Here is a 15,032-nt window from a genome sequence, read left to right on the forward strand (position 1 = left end):
GTCGGCGCGCCCACCCCCGAAGATCAGGCCGCGGTTTCTCCGCGACCGTGCGAAGGAAACCCGTCCCGTGAGCATCGTGACCCTCCTCCCCTTCATCGTCCTCATCGGGGCCATGTTCCTGATGACCCGCTCTGCGAAGAAGAAGCAGCAGCAGGCGGCGCAGATGCGCAATGAGATGCAGCCCGGCACCGGCGTACGGACGATCGGGGGGATGTACGCCACCGTCAAGGAGATCGGCGACGAGACCGTCCTCCTCGAGATCGCGCCGGGCACGCACGCGGTCTACGCCAAGAACGCGATCGGCGCAGTGCTCGAGGACGCGGAGTACAACCGCATCGTCCACGGCGACGACGACACCGTCGTGCCGGACGACGCCTCCTCGCTGACCGAGACGGACGAGACCGACGAGGCGGCCGAGGCCGCCGGCACGGACGAGACCGCCAAGGCCGACCTGACCAAGAAGGTGGACGCGGCCGAGGCCGACACCGAGGTCAAGAAGGACGGCAAGGCCGACGGCGAGACCGACGCGAAGTAGTCGCGGCCGGGGATCGCGGTGAACGCCCACCGGCGTCCGCGATCCCCGGGACGGTTCCACGTCTGCGGGGGCAGGTCCCCACACATACTCAGTGGCCGCACCGCGCACACCCGGCGCGGTCCGGTTGGACAGGGAGAAACGACAAGGTGGCAGCACCGAAGAAGGGCCGAAGGCCGGCGGGGGGACAGGGCAGGCCGGGGCGTGCCCTGGCACTGATCCTGATCGCCATGGTCGCGCTCACCGGCGGGATGTTCTGGTCGGGTCACACCACGCCGCGTCTGGGCATCGACCTCGCGGGTGGTACCTCGATCACGCTCAAGGCGAAGGCGGACCCCGGCAAGGAAAGCGCCGTCAACGAGACCAACATGAACACCGCGGTCGGCATCATCGAGCGCCGTGTCAACGGTCTGGGCGTCTCCGAGGCCGAGGTCCAGACCCAGGGCGTCGAGAACATCATCGTCAACATCCCCAAGGGTGTCGACGAGAAGCAGGCCCGTGAGCAGGTCGGTACCACCGCCCAGTTGTACTTCCGGCCCGTCCTGACCTACGCGCCGTCGGAGCAGCCGGCGCCGAGCGCGAGCTCCTCCGCGTCCCCGAAGCCCACGGCTTCCGGTGCGACCGCGGACAAGGGCAAGGACGATGGCAAGAAGGACGAGAAGTCCGCCACTCCCTCGTCGAGCGCCTCCACCCAGGGCCGCGCGGTCTCCGAGGCCCTCAAGGCCCCGAGCCCCACGCCGACGCCGAGCGGGTCCGCCTCGTCGAAGCCGAAGACCTCCGCGAGCCCCGAGGCCACGCCCCCGGTGGACCCCGCGACCGCGGCGCTCCAGCAGAAGTTCGCGGCCCTGAACTGCCTCGACCCCAAGCAGCGCGCAGCCGCGGGTGAGGGCGTCCTGCCGACCGACACCACGGTCGCCTGCGGCAAGAACGGCGCCGGCCAGTGGGAGAAGTACATCCTCGGCCCGGCCGAGGTGGACGGCAGGGACGTCGACGACGCCAAGGGCGTCTTCGACCAGCAGCGCGGCATGTGGATCGTCAACATGGACTTCACGAGCAGCGGCTCGAAGAAGTTCCAGAAGATCACCGGCAAGCTCTCGCAGCAGCAGGAGCCGCAGAACCAGTTCGCCATCGTCCTGGACGGCGAGGTCGTCTCCGCGCCCTCGGTGCGCCAGACGCTGAGCGCGAGCGCCGAGATCTCCGGCAGCTTCACCCAGAAGTCCGCCCAGGACCTGGGCAACATCCTGTCGTACGGCGCCCTGCCGCTGTCCTTCGACACCCAGAGCGTCACGACCGTGACCGCCGCCCTCGGTGGCGAGCAGCTCGAGGCGGGTCTGATCGCCGGTGCGATCGGTCTGGCCCTGGTCGTCCTGTACCTGGTGGTCTACTACCGCGGCCTGTCGCTGATCGCCCTGCTCAGCCTCCTGGTCTCGGCGATCCTGACCTACGTGATCATGGCCCTGCTCGGCCCGGCCATCGGCTTCGCGCTGAACCTGCCGGCCGTCTGCGGCGCCATCGTGGCCATCGGTATCACCGCGGACTCGTTCATCGTCTACTTCGAACGCATCCGCGACGAGATCCGCGAGGGCCGCACCCTCCGCCCGGCCGTCGAGCGCGCCTGGCCGCGTGCCCGTCGCACGATCCTGGTCTCCGACTTCGTGTCGTTCCTCGCCGCCGCCGTGCTCTTCGTGGTCACCGTCGGCAAGGTCCAGGGCTTCGCGTTCACGCTCGGCCTGACCACCCTGCTCGACGTGGTCGTGGTGTTCCTCTTCACCAAGCCGGTCATGACGCTGCTGGCGCGGACCAAGTTCTTCGGCAACGGCCACGCGTGGTCCGGCCTGGACCCGAAGCGGCTCGGCGCCAAGCCGCCGCTGCGTCGCGCCCGCCGTGCCTCCGCCCCCATCGACCCGAAGGAGGCGTGAGATGTCGAAGCTCGGCAATCTCGGCGCCCGGCTCCACCGTGGTGAGGTCGGCTACGACTTCATCGGGAACCGCAAGATCTGGTACGGCCTGTCGATCCTGATCACCATCACGGCCATCCTCGGCCTGACGGTGCGCGGCCTGAACATGGGCATCGAGTTCCAGGGCGGCGCGGTCTTCACCACCCCGAAGACGTCCGTGTCGGTCTCCCAGGCCCAGGAGTACGCGGAAGAGGCCTCCGGCCACGACGCGATCGTCCAGGGACTCGGCAACGGCGGCCTGCGCATCCAGGTCGGCGGCCTGGACACCGCGCAGTCCGACCAGGTCCGCACGGAGCTGGCCAAGGACCTCGGCGTCACCGAGGACAAGATCGCCGCGGAGCTGGTCGGACCCAGCTGGGGCGAGCAGATCGCCGCCAAGGCGTGGACGGGCCTCGCGGTCTTCATGATCCTCGTGGTGATCTACCTCGCCATCGCCTTCGAGTGGCGGATGGCGGTCGCGGCGCTCATCGCGCTGATCCACGACATCACCATCACCGTCGGCATCTACTCGCTCGTCGGGTTCGAGGTCACGGTCGGCACGGTGATCGGTCTGCTGACCATCCTCGGATACTCGCTCTACGACACGGTGGTCGTCTTCGACTCCCTCAAGGAGGGGACGAAGGGGATCACCAAGCAGACCCGCTGGACGTACAGCGAGATCGCGAACCGCTCGATCAACGGCACCCTGGTCCGTTCGATCAACACGACGGTCGTGGCCCTGCTGCCGGTCGCCGGCCTGCTGTTCATCGGTGGCGGCGTCCTGGGCGCCGGCATGCTGAACGACATCTCGCTGTCGCTGTTCGTCGGCCTCGCGGCCGGTGCCTACTCCTCGATCTTCATCGCCACCCCGCTCGTCGCCGACCTCAAGGAACGCGAGCCGGCCATGAAGGCCCTCCGGAAGCGGGTGCTCGCCAAGCGCGCGAACGCGGCGGCCAAGGGCGAGCCCCTGGACTTCGACGAGCGCGACGACTTCGAGGACGAGGCCGCGGTCGTGGGCCAGCGCGCCCGTCGCGGCGGCCGTGCCCCGGAGCACCGCGGATGACCGCCGACGTCCAGGACACCGCAGGACTGCTGCTCAGCCGGATCCGTGACGTCCCCGACTACCCGAAGCCCGGTGTGCTGTTCAAGGACATCACGCCGCTGCTCGCGGACCCGGAGGCGTTCACGCTCCTGACCGACACCCTCGCCACGCTGTGCGCCACGCACGGCGCGACGAAGATCGTCGGCCTGGAGGCACGCGGCTTCATCCTCGCCGCGCCCGTCGCCGTCCGCGCGGGCCTGGGCTTCGTGCCGGTCCGCAAGGCCGGCAAGCTGCCCGGCGCGACGCTGAAGCAGGCGTACGAGCTGGAGTACGGCACCGCCGAGATCGAGGTGCACGCCGAGGACCTGGCGGCGGGCGACCGCGTCATGGTCATCGACGACGTCCTCGCCACCGGCGGCACGGCCGAGGCGTCCATCGAGCTCGTCCGGCGGGCCGGCGCCGAGGTCGCGGGTGTCGCGGTCCTCATGGAGCTCGGCTTCCTGCCCGGCCGGGCCCGGCTGGAACCGGTCCTGCGCGGCGCCCCGCTCGAGGCGCTGATCACGGTCTGACACCGTGCGGCGGCGACGCCGTACGGAACGGGGCGCCCCGGGGATCTCCCGGGGCGCCCCGTTCGTTCGCCGGATATGCCCCGGTACGCGGCCCTTCCCGTACGTGGCGGGCGTCTCACGGACCGCGCGCGTGAGCACGGTGGCTCCCGGGTCGATACCATGGGCTTTCCGGGCCTGACCGGGGACCCGGTACCGCACGAGGAGCGCTCTTGCCAGACGAGGCCCAGCCACTCTCCGCCGCGAAGCCCGAGCAGCAGGCCGAGAAGCCCGCGGCGGGACCCGCCACGCCCCAGGACAAGCCCGCGGAGAACAGGCCCGCCCCCGTGGCCTCCGCGCCGGCCCCCGCGCCCAAGCCCGCGCCGGCCCCGCCGACCCGTTCCGGCGGCTCCTCCAACCGCGTGCGCGCGCGTCTCGCCCGGCTGGGCGTCCAGCGGTCCTCCCCGTACAACCCGGTCCTCGAACCGCTGCTCCGGATCGTCCGCTCCAACGACCCGAAGATCGAGACGGCCACCCTGCGCCAGGTCGAGCGGGCCTACCAGGTCGCCGAGCGCTGGCACCGCGGCCAGAAGCGCAAGAGCGGCGACCCGTACATCACGCACCCGCTCGCCGTCACCACCATCCTGGCCGAGCTGGGCATGGACCCGGCGACGCTGATGGCCGGGCTGCTGCACGACACCGTCGAGGACACCGAGTACGGCCTCGACACCCTGCGCCGCGACTTCGGCGACCAGGTCGCCCTGCTCGTCGACGGCGTCACCAAGCTGGACAAGGTCAAGTTCGGCGAGGCCGCCCAGGCCGAGACCGTGCGCAAGATGGTCGTCGCCATGGCCAAGGACCCGCGCGTCCTGGTCATCAAGCTCGCCGACCGCCTGCACAACATGCGCACCATGCGGTACCTCAAGCGGGAGAAGCAGGAGAAGAAGGCCCGCGAGACCCTCGAGATCTACGCGCCCCTGGCCCACCGCCTGGGCATGAACACCATCAAGTGGGAGCTGGAGGACCTCGCCTTCGCGATCCTCTACCCCAAGATGTACGACGAGATCGTCCGGCTCGTCGCCGAGCGCGCGCCCAAGCGCGACGAGTACCTCGCCATAGTGACCGACGAGGTCCAGTCCGACCTGCGCGCCGCGCGCATCAAGGCCACCGTCACGGGCCGGCCCAAGCACTACTACAGCGTCTACCAGAAGATGATCGTCCGCGGCCGGGACTTCGCGGAGATCTACGACCTGGTCGGCATCCGCGTCCTCGTGGACACCGTCCGCGACTGCTACGCGGCACTCGGCACCGTCCACGCGCGATGGAACCCGGTCCCCGGCCGGTTCAAGGACTACATCGCGATGCCGAAGTTCAACATGTACCAGTCGCTGCACACGACGGTCATCGGCCCCAACGGCAAGCCCGTCGAGCTGCAGATCCGCACCTTCGACATGCACCGCCGGGCCGAGTACGGCATCGCGGCGCACTGGAAGTACAAGCAGGAGGCCGTCGCCGGTGCCTCCAAGGTGCGCGCCGACGTGCCGAAGAAGACCGGCAAGGACGACCACCTCAACGACATGGCGTGGCTGCGCCAGCTGCTCGACTGGCAGAAGGAGACCGAGGACCCCGGCGAGTTCCTGGAGTCCCTGCGCTTCGACCTCTCGCGCAACGAGGTCTTCGTCTTCACCCCCAAGGGCGACGTCATAGCGCTGCCCGCCGGGGCGACCCCCGTCGACTTCTCGTACGCCGTCCACACCGAGGTCGGTCACCGCACCATAGGAGCCCGGGTCAACGGACGGCTCGTGCCGCTCGAGTCGACCCTCGACAACGGCGACCTGGTCGAGGTCTTCACCTCCAAGGCCGCCGGCGCCGGACCGTCCCGCGACTGGCTCGGCTTCGTCAAGTCCCCCCGGGCCCGCAACAAGATCCGGGCGTGGTTCTCCAAGGAGCGCCGCGAGGAGGCCATCGAGCAGGGCAAGGACGCCATCGCGCGGGCCATGCGCAAGCAGAACCTGCCGATCCAGCGGATCCTCACCGGCGACTCGCTGGTCACCCTGGCCCACGAGATGCGCTACAGCGACATCTCCTCGCTCTACGCGGCGATCGGCGAGGGCCATGTCACTGCCCAGTCCATCGTCCAGAAGCTCGTCCAGGCCCTCGGCGGCGAAGAGGCCGCGAACGAGGACATCGCCGAGTCCGCACCGCCCTCGCGCAGCCGGGCCAAGCGCCGTTCCAGCGCCGACCCCGGCGTGGTCGTCAAGGGTGTCGAGGACGTCTGGGTCAAGCTGGCCCGCTGCTGCACCCCCGTGCCCGGCGACCCGATCATCGGATTCGTCACCCGCGGCAGCGGCGTGTCGGTTCACCGCAGCGACTGCGTGAACGTCGACTCGCTCTCCCGCGAGCCGGAACGGATCCTCGAGGTCGAGTGGGCACCGACCCAGTCGTCGGTCTTCCTGGTCGCCATCCAGGTCGAGGCCCTGGACCGCTCCCGGCTCCTCTCGGACGTCACCCGCGTCCTGTCGGACCAGCACGTCAACATCCTGTCGGCGGCCGTCCAGACCTCCCGCGACCGCGTCGCCACCTCGCGCTTCACCTTCGAGATGGGCGACCCGAAGCACCTCGGGCACGTCCTGAAGGCCGTGCGCGGCGTGGAGGGCGTGTACGACGTCTACCGGGTCACCTCGGCCCGCAGGCCCTGACCCGCCCCCGTACGACCCCGGCCCCGGCGACGGGCCACGGAAAGGGGCCCCGGTACCTCCGCGAGGTACCGGGGCCCCTTTCCGTGGAGCGGGCGGCGGCGGATCAGCCGCCGAACTCCTGCAGACCCTTCAGCGCCTGGTCGAGGAGCGCCTGGCGGCCCTCCAGCTCACGCGCCAGCTTGTCGGCCTTGGCGTCGTTGCCCGCCGCGCGGGCCGTGTCGATCTGCTTCTGCAGCTTGTCCACGGCGTCCTGCAGCTGGCCCGTCAGACCCGCGGCACGCGCGCGTGCCTCCGGGTTCGTCCGGCGCCACTCCGACTCCTCGGCCTCCTGGAGCGCGCGCTCCACCGCGTGCATCCGGCCCTCGACCTTCGGGCGGGCGTCGCGCGGCACGTGGCCGATGGCCTCCCAGCGCTCGTTGAGGGCGCGGAAGGCCGCCCGGGCCGCCTTCAGGTCGGTCACCGGCACCAGCTTCTCGGCCTCGACCGCGAGCTCCTCCTTCAGCTTGAGGTTCTCGGTCTGCTCCGCGTCCCGCTCGGCGAAGACCTCGCCGCGTGCGGCGAAGAAGACGTCCTGGGCGCCGCGGAAGCGGTTCCACAGGTCGTCCTCGTGCTCGCGCTGCGCACGGCCCGCGGCCTTCCACTCCGTCATCAGCTCGCGGTAGCGGGCGGCCGTCCCACCCCAGTCGGTGGAGTTCGACAGCGACTCGGCCTCGGCGACCAGCCGCTCCTTGGCCTTGCGGGCGTCCTCGCGCTGCGCGTCCAGGGCGGCGAAGTGCGCCTTGCGGCGCTTGGAGAACGCCGACCGGGCGTGCGAGAAGCGGTGCCACAGCTCGTCGTCGGACTTCCGGTCGAGCCGGGGCAGGCCCTTCCAGGTGTCCACGAGGGCGCGCAGACGCTCGCCGGCGGACCGCCACTGCTCGCTCTGCGCGAGCTCCTCGGCCTCCTTGACCAGCTCCTCCTTGGCGGCACGCGCCTCGTCGGTCTGCTTGGCCTTCTGGACCTTGCGCTCCTCACGGCGCGACTCGACCGTCTCCACCAGCTTGTCGAGCCGGGTGGTGAGCGCGGCGAGGTCACCCACGACGTGGTGCTCGTCGACCTGGTGCCGGATGTGGTCGATCGCGGCGGTCGCGTCCTTGGCCGAGAGGTCGGTGGTCTTCACCCGCTTCTCGAGGAGGCCGATCTCGACAACCAAGCCCTCGTACTTGCGCTCGAAGTAGGCCAGAGCCTCCTCGGGACTGCCGGCCTGCCACGATCCGACGACCTTCTCGCCCTCGGCGGTACGCACGTACACGGTGCCCGTCTCGTCGACGCGGCCCCACGGGTCGCTGCTCACAGCGCCTCCTCCACATGATGCCGACGAGGGGGTTGTGCCCCCTGGGCATCGTCCACAGTTTCCTGACGGGCCTCGCCCGCCTTCCACAGCGCGAGACCCGGCCCGCACTGCACAACGCCAATCTAGGCGAACGGCCGCCCGGCTGTCCGCTCTCAGCGCGACCGAAATTGAACGGTCGCGCTGCGCGTCACTTCTTGACGACGGTGGCCTTCTCGACGGTGACGGCCTTCTTGGGCGCGCCGTCCTTGGCGCCGCCCTCCACGCCGCCCGCGGCCACGTCCTTCACGACCGCGAGGCCGACCGCGTCGATCGTGCCGAAGGGGGTGTAGCTCGGCGGCAGCTTGGTGTCCTTGTAGACGAGGAAGAACTGGCTGCCACCGGTGCCGGGCTGGCCGGTGTTGGCCATCGCCACCGTGCCGGCCGGGTAGGTCACCGCGCCGTCGGCGCCCGCCTTGCCCAGCGCGCCCAGGTTCTCGTCCGGGATGGTGTAGCCCGGGCCGCCGGTGCCGTCGCCCTTCGGGTCACCGCACTGCAGGACGAAGATGCCCTCCGTGGTGAGCCGGTGGCACTTCGTCCCGTCGAAGTACTTCTTGTCCGCCAGGTGCTTGAACGAGTTCACCGTCCGCGGGGTCTTCGCCGCGTCCATGGCGAAGGAGATCTCGCCCAGGTTCGTCTTCAGGGCCATCGTGTACGTGGCCTTCTGATCGATGGACAGCTTGGGCTCGGGCGCCTGCGACTCGGTCTCCGTGGGCTCCGGGGTGTTGCTCGGCGCCGCGTTGTCCGCGCCCTTGTCCTTGTCGTCCGTCAGGGCCACCGAGGCGTACACCGCGCCGCCCGCGGCGAGGACCACGGCCAGCGCGGCCGCGATGACGGTGTTGCGGCGCCGTGCCTTCTGCTGCGCCTCCTGCCGCCGCTGCTGCTGCCGCTGGTACTTCTCCCTGGCGAGCTGCCGCCGCCGCTGATCGCTGCTGACCACCGGGTCTGCTCCTTGTCGCTCGTATGTTCCTGCCCGGGCCGGGTGTGCCCGTACCGTATACGGGTTGGCTGTGGAATACGCAGCGCCGGTAGGCTCTGAGCTGTCGCCTTTCGACAAGGCGGCCTTCCCGTCGGACGACACACTGAGGACGATCGTGCTTATTGCCGGGTTCCCCGCCGGGGCCTGGGGGACCAACTGCTATCTGGTCGCCCCCGCCGCAGGCGAGGAGTGCGTGATCATCGACCCGGGCCACCAGGCCGCCCAGGGAGTCGAGGAGACGCTCAGGAAGCATCGGCTCAAGCCCGTCGCCGTCGTGCTCACCCACGGCCACATCGACCATGTCGCCTCGGTCGTCCCGGTGTGCGGAGCCCATGACGTGCCCGCCTGGATCCATCCCGCCGACCGCTACATGATGAGCGACCCGGAGAAGGCCCTCGGCCGCTCCATCGGGATGCCGCTCATGGGTGAGCTGACCGTGGGCGAGCCGGACGACGTGCACGAGCTCACCGACGGCGCGAAGCTGGACCTGGCCGGTCTGGAGTTCTCCGTCGCGCACGCGCCCGGTCATACCAAGGGGTCGGTGACCTTCCGGATGCCCGAGAGCACGGAGATCCCCTCCGTGTTCTTCTCCGGGGATCTGCTGTTCGCCGGCTCCATCGGACGCACCGACCTGCCCGGCGGTGACATGGACGAGATGCTCGAATCGCTGGCCCGCGTGTGCCTGCCGCTCGACAACTCGACCGTGGTGCTGTCGGGACACGGTCCCCAGACGACCATCGGCCAGGAGCGCGCCACGAACCCCTATCTGCGGGACGTGGCCGCCGGCCTCGGGAGCGCGAAGGCTCCCCGACGAGGAATGTGACGAAGATCCACGTGAGCACCTTCAAGGCCCCCAAGGGCACGTACGACCTGACCCCGCCCCGCTCCGCCACGTTCCTGGCGGTGCGCGAGGCGATCTCGGCTCCGCTGCGGAACTCCGGGTACGGCTACGTCGAGACCCCCGGCTTCGAGGACGTGAAGCTGTTCTCCCGCGGCGTCGGCGAGTCCACCGACATCGTGACCAAGGAGATGTACACCCTCACGACCAAGGGCGGCGACGAGCTCGCCCTGCGGCCGGAGGGCACCGCGTCCGTCCTGCGCGCCGCGCTCCAGGGCAACCTGCACAAGCTCGGCAACCTGCCGGTCAAGCTCTGGTACTCCGGCTCGTACTACCGCTACGAGCGGGCCCAGGCGGGCCGCTATCGCCACTTCTCGCAGGTCGGCGCCGAGGCGATCGGTGCCGAGGACCCGGCCCTGGACGCCGAGCTGATCATCCTGGCCGACCAGGCCTACCGTTCGCTGGGCCTGCGGAACTTCCGCATCCTGCTGAACTCCCTGGGCGACAAGGAGTGCCGCCCGGTGTACCGCGAGGCCCTCCAGTCCTTCCTGCGCGGCCTCGACCTCGACGAGGAGACGCTGCGCCGCGCCGAGATCAACCCGCTGCGCGTGCTCGACGACAAGCGCGAGTCCGTGCAGAAGCAGCTGGTGGGCGCGCCGCTGCTGCGCGACTACCTGTGCGACGCCTGCAAGGCGTACCACGAGGAGGTGCGCGGGCTGGTCGGCGCCGCGGGCGTCGTGTTCGAGGACGACGAGAAGCTGGTCCGCGGTCTCGACTACTACACGCGCACGACCTTCGAGTTCGTCCACGACGGTCTGGGCTCCCAGTCCGCGGTCGGCGGCGGCGGGCGCTACGACGGCCTCTCCGAGATGATCGGTGGCCCCGCGCTCCCGTCGGTCGGCTGGGCCCTCGGCGTGGACCGCACGGTCCTCGCGCTGGAGGCGGAGGGCGTCGAGCTCGACCTCCCCGCGGCCACCACCGTCTACGCGGTGGCGATCGGCGACGAGGCGCGCCGGGTGCTCTTCGGCAAGATCACGGAGCTGCGCAGGGCCGGCGTGGCGGCGGACTTCTCCTTCGGCGGCAAGGGCCTGAAGGGCGCGATGAAGGACGCCAACCGCTCCGGCGCCCGCTACGCGGTCGTCGCCGGCGAGCGCGACCTCGCCGACGGCGTCGTCCAGCTCAAGGACATGGAGTCCGGCGAGCAGAGCGCGGTCGCCCTCGACGAGCTGGTCGAGGCGGTCCGGGCGAAGCTGGCCTGACCACGGCGTACGCCCGAGGGGCCCGGACCGCGACCGCGGCCCGGGCCCCTCGGCCGTCCCGGCGGGGAGCGGCCCTCGCATCCCGTCAGGCCGCTCCCGGGAGCGCGTTTCCTGCCGCCCGGCTCAGCCGTCGAGCAGGCCGTGCCGCAGCGCGCTCGTCACCGCCGCCGTGCGGTCGTCCACCCCGAGCTTGCCGAAGGCCCGCAGGAGGTGGGTCTTCACCGTCGACTCCCCGATGTGCAGCCGGCGCCCGATCTCGGCGTTCGTGCAGCCCTCCGCGACCAGCCGGAGCACCGCCCGCTCGCGCTCCGACAGCCGCGGGCGCTCCGGTCTGGCCCGGAGCTGGTCGACCAGACGGGCCGCCACCGACGGGGCCAGGACGGTCTCGCCCCGGGCCGCCGCCCTGATCGCGTCGGCGAGCTCGCCCCGGGCCAGGTCCTTCAGCAGGTAGCCCGCCGCCCCCGCCTCGACGGCCCGCAGGATGTCCCCGTCCGTCTCGTAGGTGGTCAGCACGATCACCCGGCACGGCAGTCCCGCCGCCGTGATCCGCCGGATCGAGTCGACACCCCCGCCCCCCGGCATCCGCAGGTCCATCAGCACGATGTCGGGCATGAGCTCGGCGCACAGCGCCTCCGCGACGGGCCCGCTGGACGCCTCGCCGACCACGTCGAGGCCGGGTTCGGCGGCGAGCATGCCGCGCAGCCCCTCCCGCACGACGGGATGGTCGTCGGCGAGCAGGACACGGATGGGGGAGAGGGGCGTGGTCATGCGGGACTCCAGGCAGGGACGGGCAGTTCGACGGTGACGGTGGTGCCCTGGCCCGGACCGCTGCGTACGGCCGCGGCCCCGCCGACCTCCGTCGCGCGCGCCCGCAGTCCGCTCAGCCCGTACCCCCCGTGCGGTGCCGCGGGATCGAACCCGCGCCCCTCGTCCCGTACGGAGAGGAGCAGCGACCGCTCGGCGTAGTGCAGGGACACGGTGACGGCGGCCGAAGGCCCGGCGTGCTTGCGGGCGTTGGACAGTGCCTCCTGGCAGGAGCGCAGGGCGACCACTTCGAGGGCGGCCGGCAGGGCGCGTTCGGTTCCGGTGACGGTCAGGGCCGCGGCCGCCTCGTGACGGCCGGTCAGGCGGCGCAGGGCCTCGGCGAGCGAGCCGCCCGCGAGGTCCGCCGGGGCGCCGTCCGCGACCAGGGCGCGCGCCTCGGCGAGGTTCTGCCGGGCGGTGTCCGCCATCAGGTCCAGGTGGCGCCGGGCCGCCCCGGGGTCCCGGTCCAACTCCGACTGCACGGCCTGCACCAGCATCAGCAGGCTGGTGAACCCCTGGGCGAGGGTGTCGTGGATCTCCCGGGACAGCCGCGCCCGCTCCGCGAGCGCGCCGTGCTCCGCCGACAGCCGGGCCACCTCCTCCCGGCTCGCGTCCAGCTCCGCGATGAGCCGGCCCCGCTCCTCGCTCTGGTCCACGACCCGGATGATCCAGGTGCCGAGCACGACCGAGAAGCAGCAGGTGACGGCGGCGAAGACGGAGTTGAGGAAGACGTCGGCCGCCGCGGGCCGCCACACCAGCGCCCAGCCGGCCACCGGCACCAGATTGACGACGGTCACCGCGAGCCGGGCGGAGCCGACCCGCAGCAGCATGAAGCACTGCGGCACCAGGAGGAAGGCGGCCAGCCGGGTCTCCCCGACCAGGACCGCCGCCGTCAGGTACACCGCGAGCGCCCCCGCGAGGTACCGCCGCACGGCGGCGGTGTCGTCCTGCCGGCCGGCCACCATCAGCGGCCGGCCCGCCAGCAGGTACCAGGGCACCAGCAGGCAGAACACGCCGGCGGCCGCCAGCCGGACGGGCCACGCCGGGTGCTCCGCGCCGAGCGCGAAGGCCAGCGTGCCCACCCAGACGACGGCGAAGTACGCGTCCCAGTTCCAGAACGTCCGGTCGTGGACGTCCGAGTCCCGGGCACCGGCGGGCTCGCTCATGCGTCGTCGCGGTTCTTCCAGCGGAATGTCAGCAGGCACAGCAGCAATCCTCCGACGCACCACGCGCCCAGGACCAGGGCGATGCGGCCGAATTCCCAGCTGCCCGCCGGTTCCAGCACCGCCGCCGCGTCCGGCAGGAACACCCCGCGCAGCCCCTGCACCATCCATTTCAGCGGGAAGACCGAGCCGGCGGTCAGCATCCAGTCCGGCAGCGCGTCGACGAGGATGTACACCCCGGACACGAACTGCAGGACCAGGAAGGGCAGGACGACCACCGAGGTGGCGCTCTTCGCCGACCGGGGCACGCTGCTGATCGCGATGCCCAGCAGCGAACAGCCCGTCAGGCCGAGCAGGAAGATCCAGCCGAAGGTCAGCCAGCCCGTCAGGTCGCCCGGCAGGTCGACGTCGTACAGCGTGGTGCCGAAGGCGAGCAGCACCGCCGTCTCCAGCAGGCAGGTGACGAGGACCAGCCACACCTTGCCGAGGAAGTACGCGGCCGGGGGCATCGGCGTGCCGCGCAGACGGCGCAGCTGCTTCTCGTCCCGCTCGACCGCGATCGAGATCCCCAGCGACTGGAAGCTGGTCGACATGATGCCGGCGGCGATCATCGACGCCACGTAGTGCTGGGCGGCCGTCGTGCCCGTGCCCTCCATCTCGTCGCCGAAGATCGACGCGAAGAGGAAGAGGAAGACGATCGGGAAGGCGAAGGTGAAGACCACCTGCTCGCGCATCCGGAAGAACTGCTTCAGCTCCAGTGCGCCCCGGCTCAGTCCGAGGGACCACGCGAGCGCCGAGGTGCCGCGCCCCGCCCGTCCCGGCGCGGTGGCCTCCGCCGCGGCGCCCTTCCCTGTCGTCGTGGCGGTCATCGGGCCACCTCCTGTCCGGTCAGGCGCAGATAGACGTCCTCGAGCGTGGGCCGGCCGATCGCCAGCCCGGGGATCTCGCCGTCGAAGCGCGCCATGAGCGCGGCGACGGTGCGGGTGGGCGTGACCGTGTCCTCGCTCCGCGGCGAGCCGTCGGCCTCGGTCCAGGAGACCGTCGCGCCGGAGCCGTGCTCGTCGCGCAGCCGCCCGGGCGGTCCCTCGGCCACCACCCGGCCGGCCGAGACCACGGCCAGCCGGTCCGCGAGCGCCTCCGCCTCCTCCAGGTAGTGCGTGGTGAGCAGGATCGTGGTGCCCTCGGCCGCCAGCCGCCGGATCAGCTCCCAGAACTGCCGGCGGGCCGCCGGGTCGAACCCGGTCGTCGGCTCGTCGAGCAGCAGCAGCTCCGGTCCGCCGATCACCCCGAGCGCCACGTCCAGCCGGCGCCGCTGGCCGCCGGACAGCGCCTTGATCCGGCTGTCCGCCTTCTCCGCCAGGCCGACCAGGGCGATCGTCTCCTCCGGGTCCCGGGGCGAGGGGTAGTAGCGGGCGAAGTGCCCGACCGTCTCCCGCACCGTCAGCTCGGCCGGCGCCGACTCGTCCTGCCAGACGATGCCGACCCGCGCGCGCCACGACCGGTTCCCCTCGGCCGGGTCGGCGCCGAGCACCGACACCTCGCCCGCGTCGCGGGACCGGTGTCCCTGGAGGATCTCGACCGTGGTGCTCTTGCCCGCCCCGTTGGGGCCCAGGATGCCGAAGACCTCGCCGTGGCGGATGCCCAGGTCGAGACCGTCCACCGCGGTGACGTCGCCGTACCGCTTGCGAAGCCCCCGTACCCGTACCGCGAATTCCGTGTCCGTGTCCGTCATGGGTCGAGCGTCCTGCGGAATGCGGGATTCCCTGCCCGTCCACCGGTCCTTCTTCTGTCCACCGAACGGTGGACAGCGCCGCCCGTGCGGCAGAATGACCGTGCCCAGAGGCAGGCAGCGAGCGACGGAACGG

At 71.3% G+C, this 15,032-nt stretch carries 13 protein-coding genes; 7 read left to right on the forward strand and 6 right to left on the reverse strand.

Annotated features, from left to right (window positions below):
- Nucleotides 1-67 precede the first annotated feature (67 nt).
- The 5 genes from yajC (at nt 68) to ACE1OA_RS28795 (ending at nt 6,755) form a co-directional block, all read left to right on the forward strand.
- Nucleotides 68-535, forward strand: a complete 468-nt coding sequence (gene yajC / locus ACE1OA_RS28775) for a preprotein translocase subunit YajC (RefSeq protein WP_356600915.1) — start codon at nt 68-70, stop codon at nt 533-535.
- 146 nt (nt 536-681) lie between these two features.
- Nucleotides 682-2,451, forward strand: a complete 1,770-nt coding sequence (gene secD, locus ACE1OA_RS28780; RefSeq protein WP_356600914.1) for a protein translocase subunit SecD — start codon at nt 682-684, stop codon at nt 2,449-2,451.
- 1 nt (nt 2,452) lies between these two features.
- Entirely contained in the window at nt 2,453-3,532 is a 1,080-nt protein-coding gene (gene secF / locus ACE1OA_RS28785) for a protein translocase subunit SecF (RefSeq protein WP_356600913.1), read from the forward strand.
- A complete protein-coding gene (locus ACE1OA_RS28790) occupies nt 3,529-4,080 on the forward strand; it encodes an adenine phosphoribosyltransferase (RefSeq protein WP_356600912.1) in 552 nt (183 codons plus the stop codon). The genes secF and ACE1OA_RS28790 overlap by 4 nt, the downstream gene beginning before the upstream one ends.
- A gap of 209 nt (nt 4,081-4,289) precedes the next feature.
- Nucleotides 4,290-6,755, forward strand: a complete 2,466-nt coding sequence (locus tag ACE1OA_RS28795) for a RelA/SpoT family protein (RefSeq protein ID WP_356778161.1) — start codon at nt 4,290-4,292, stop codon at nt 6,753-6,755.
- Nucleotides 6,756-6,858: 103 nt separating this feature from the next.
- Here the strand turns inward: ACE1OA_RS28795 and ACE1OA_RS28800 are convergent, their stop codons facing one another.
- The gene (locus ACE1OA_RS28800; RefSeq protein WP_432753597.1) at nt 6,859-8,088 is read right to left on the reverse strand and encodes a DUF349 domain-containing protein; all 1,230 of its coding nucleotides are present in this window, start codon (nt 8,086-8,088) and stop codon (nt 6,859-6,861) included.
- A gap of 187 nt (nt 8,089-8,275) precedes the next feature.
- Nucleotides 8,276-9,064, reverse strand: coding sequence for a peptidylprolyl isomerase (locus ACE1OA_RS28805; protein WP_356600909.1), 789 nt, complete (start codon nt 9,062-9,064; stop codon nt 8,276-8,278).
- 154 nt (nt 9,065-9,218) lie between these two features.
- On the opposite strand from ACE1OA_RS28805, the gene ACE1OA_RS28810 reads away from it, so the two are divergent.
- Both ACE1OA_RS28810 and hisS read left to right on the forward strand, forming a co-directional pair.
- Nucleotides 9,219-9,926, forward strand: coding sequence for an MBL fold metallo-hydrolase (locus tag ACE1OA_RS28810; RefSeq protein WP_356600907.1), 708 nt, complete (start codon nt 9,219-9,221; stop codon nt 9,924-9,926).
- Between the two features lie 11 nt (nt 9,927-9,937).
- Complete coding sequence (gene hisS / locus ACE1OA_RS28815; protein ID WP_386544230.1) at nt 9,938-11,200, forward strand: histidine--tRNA ligase; 1,263 nt, start codon at nt 9,938-9,940, stop codon at nt 11,198-11,200.
- A 123-nt stretch (nt 11,201-11,323) separates the two neighbouring features.
- On the opposite strand, the gene ACE1OA_RS28820 is transcribed toward hisS, so the two are convergent.
- From ACE1OA_RS28820 to ACE1OA_RS28835, 4 genes are read right to left on the reverse strand one after another with little or no spacing between them, the layout of a single operon-like run.
- Nucleotides 11,324-11,968 (reverse strand): response regulator, encoded by a 645-nt coding sequence (locus tag ACE1OA_RS28820; protein ID WP_386544232.1) that lies wholly within the window; start codon nt 11,966-11,968, stop codon nt 11,324-11,326.
- The gene (locus tag ACE1OA_RS28825) at nt 11,965-13,170 is read right to left on the reverse strand and encodes a sensor histidine kinase (protein WP_356600901.1); all 1,206 of its coding nucleotides are present in this window, start codon (nt 13,168-13,170) and stop codon (nt 11,965-11,967) included. Before ACE1OA_RS28825 ends, ACE1OA_RS28820 begins: the two co-directional genes overlap by 4 nt.
- Complete coding sequence (locus ACE1OA_RS28830) at nt 13,167-14,036, reverse strand: ABC transporter permease (protein WP_432753598.1); 870 nt, start codon at nt 14,034-14,036, stop codon at nt 13,167-13,169. Before ACE1OA_RS28830 ends, ACE1OA_RS28825 begins: the two co-directional genes overlap by 4 nt.
- The gene (locus tag ACE1OA_RS28835; RefSeq protein WP_356600897.1) at nt 14,033-14,899 is read right to left on the reverse strand and encodes an ABC transporter ATP-binding protein; all 867 of its coding nucleotides are present in this window, start codon (nt 14,897-14,899) and stop codon (nt 14,033-14,035) included. Before ACE1OA_RS28835 ends, ACE1OA_RS28830 begins: the two co-directional genes overlap by 4 nt.
- Nucleotides 14,900-15,032 lie beyond the last annotated feature (133 nt).

Source organism: Streptomyces sp. JL2001 (assembly GCF_050917515.1).
Taxonomy (GTDB): domain Bacteria; phylum Actinomycetota; class Actinomycetes; order Streptomycetales; family Streptomycetaceae; genus Streptomyces.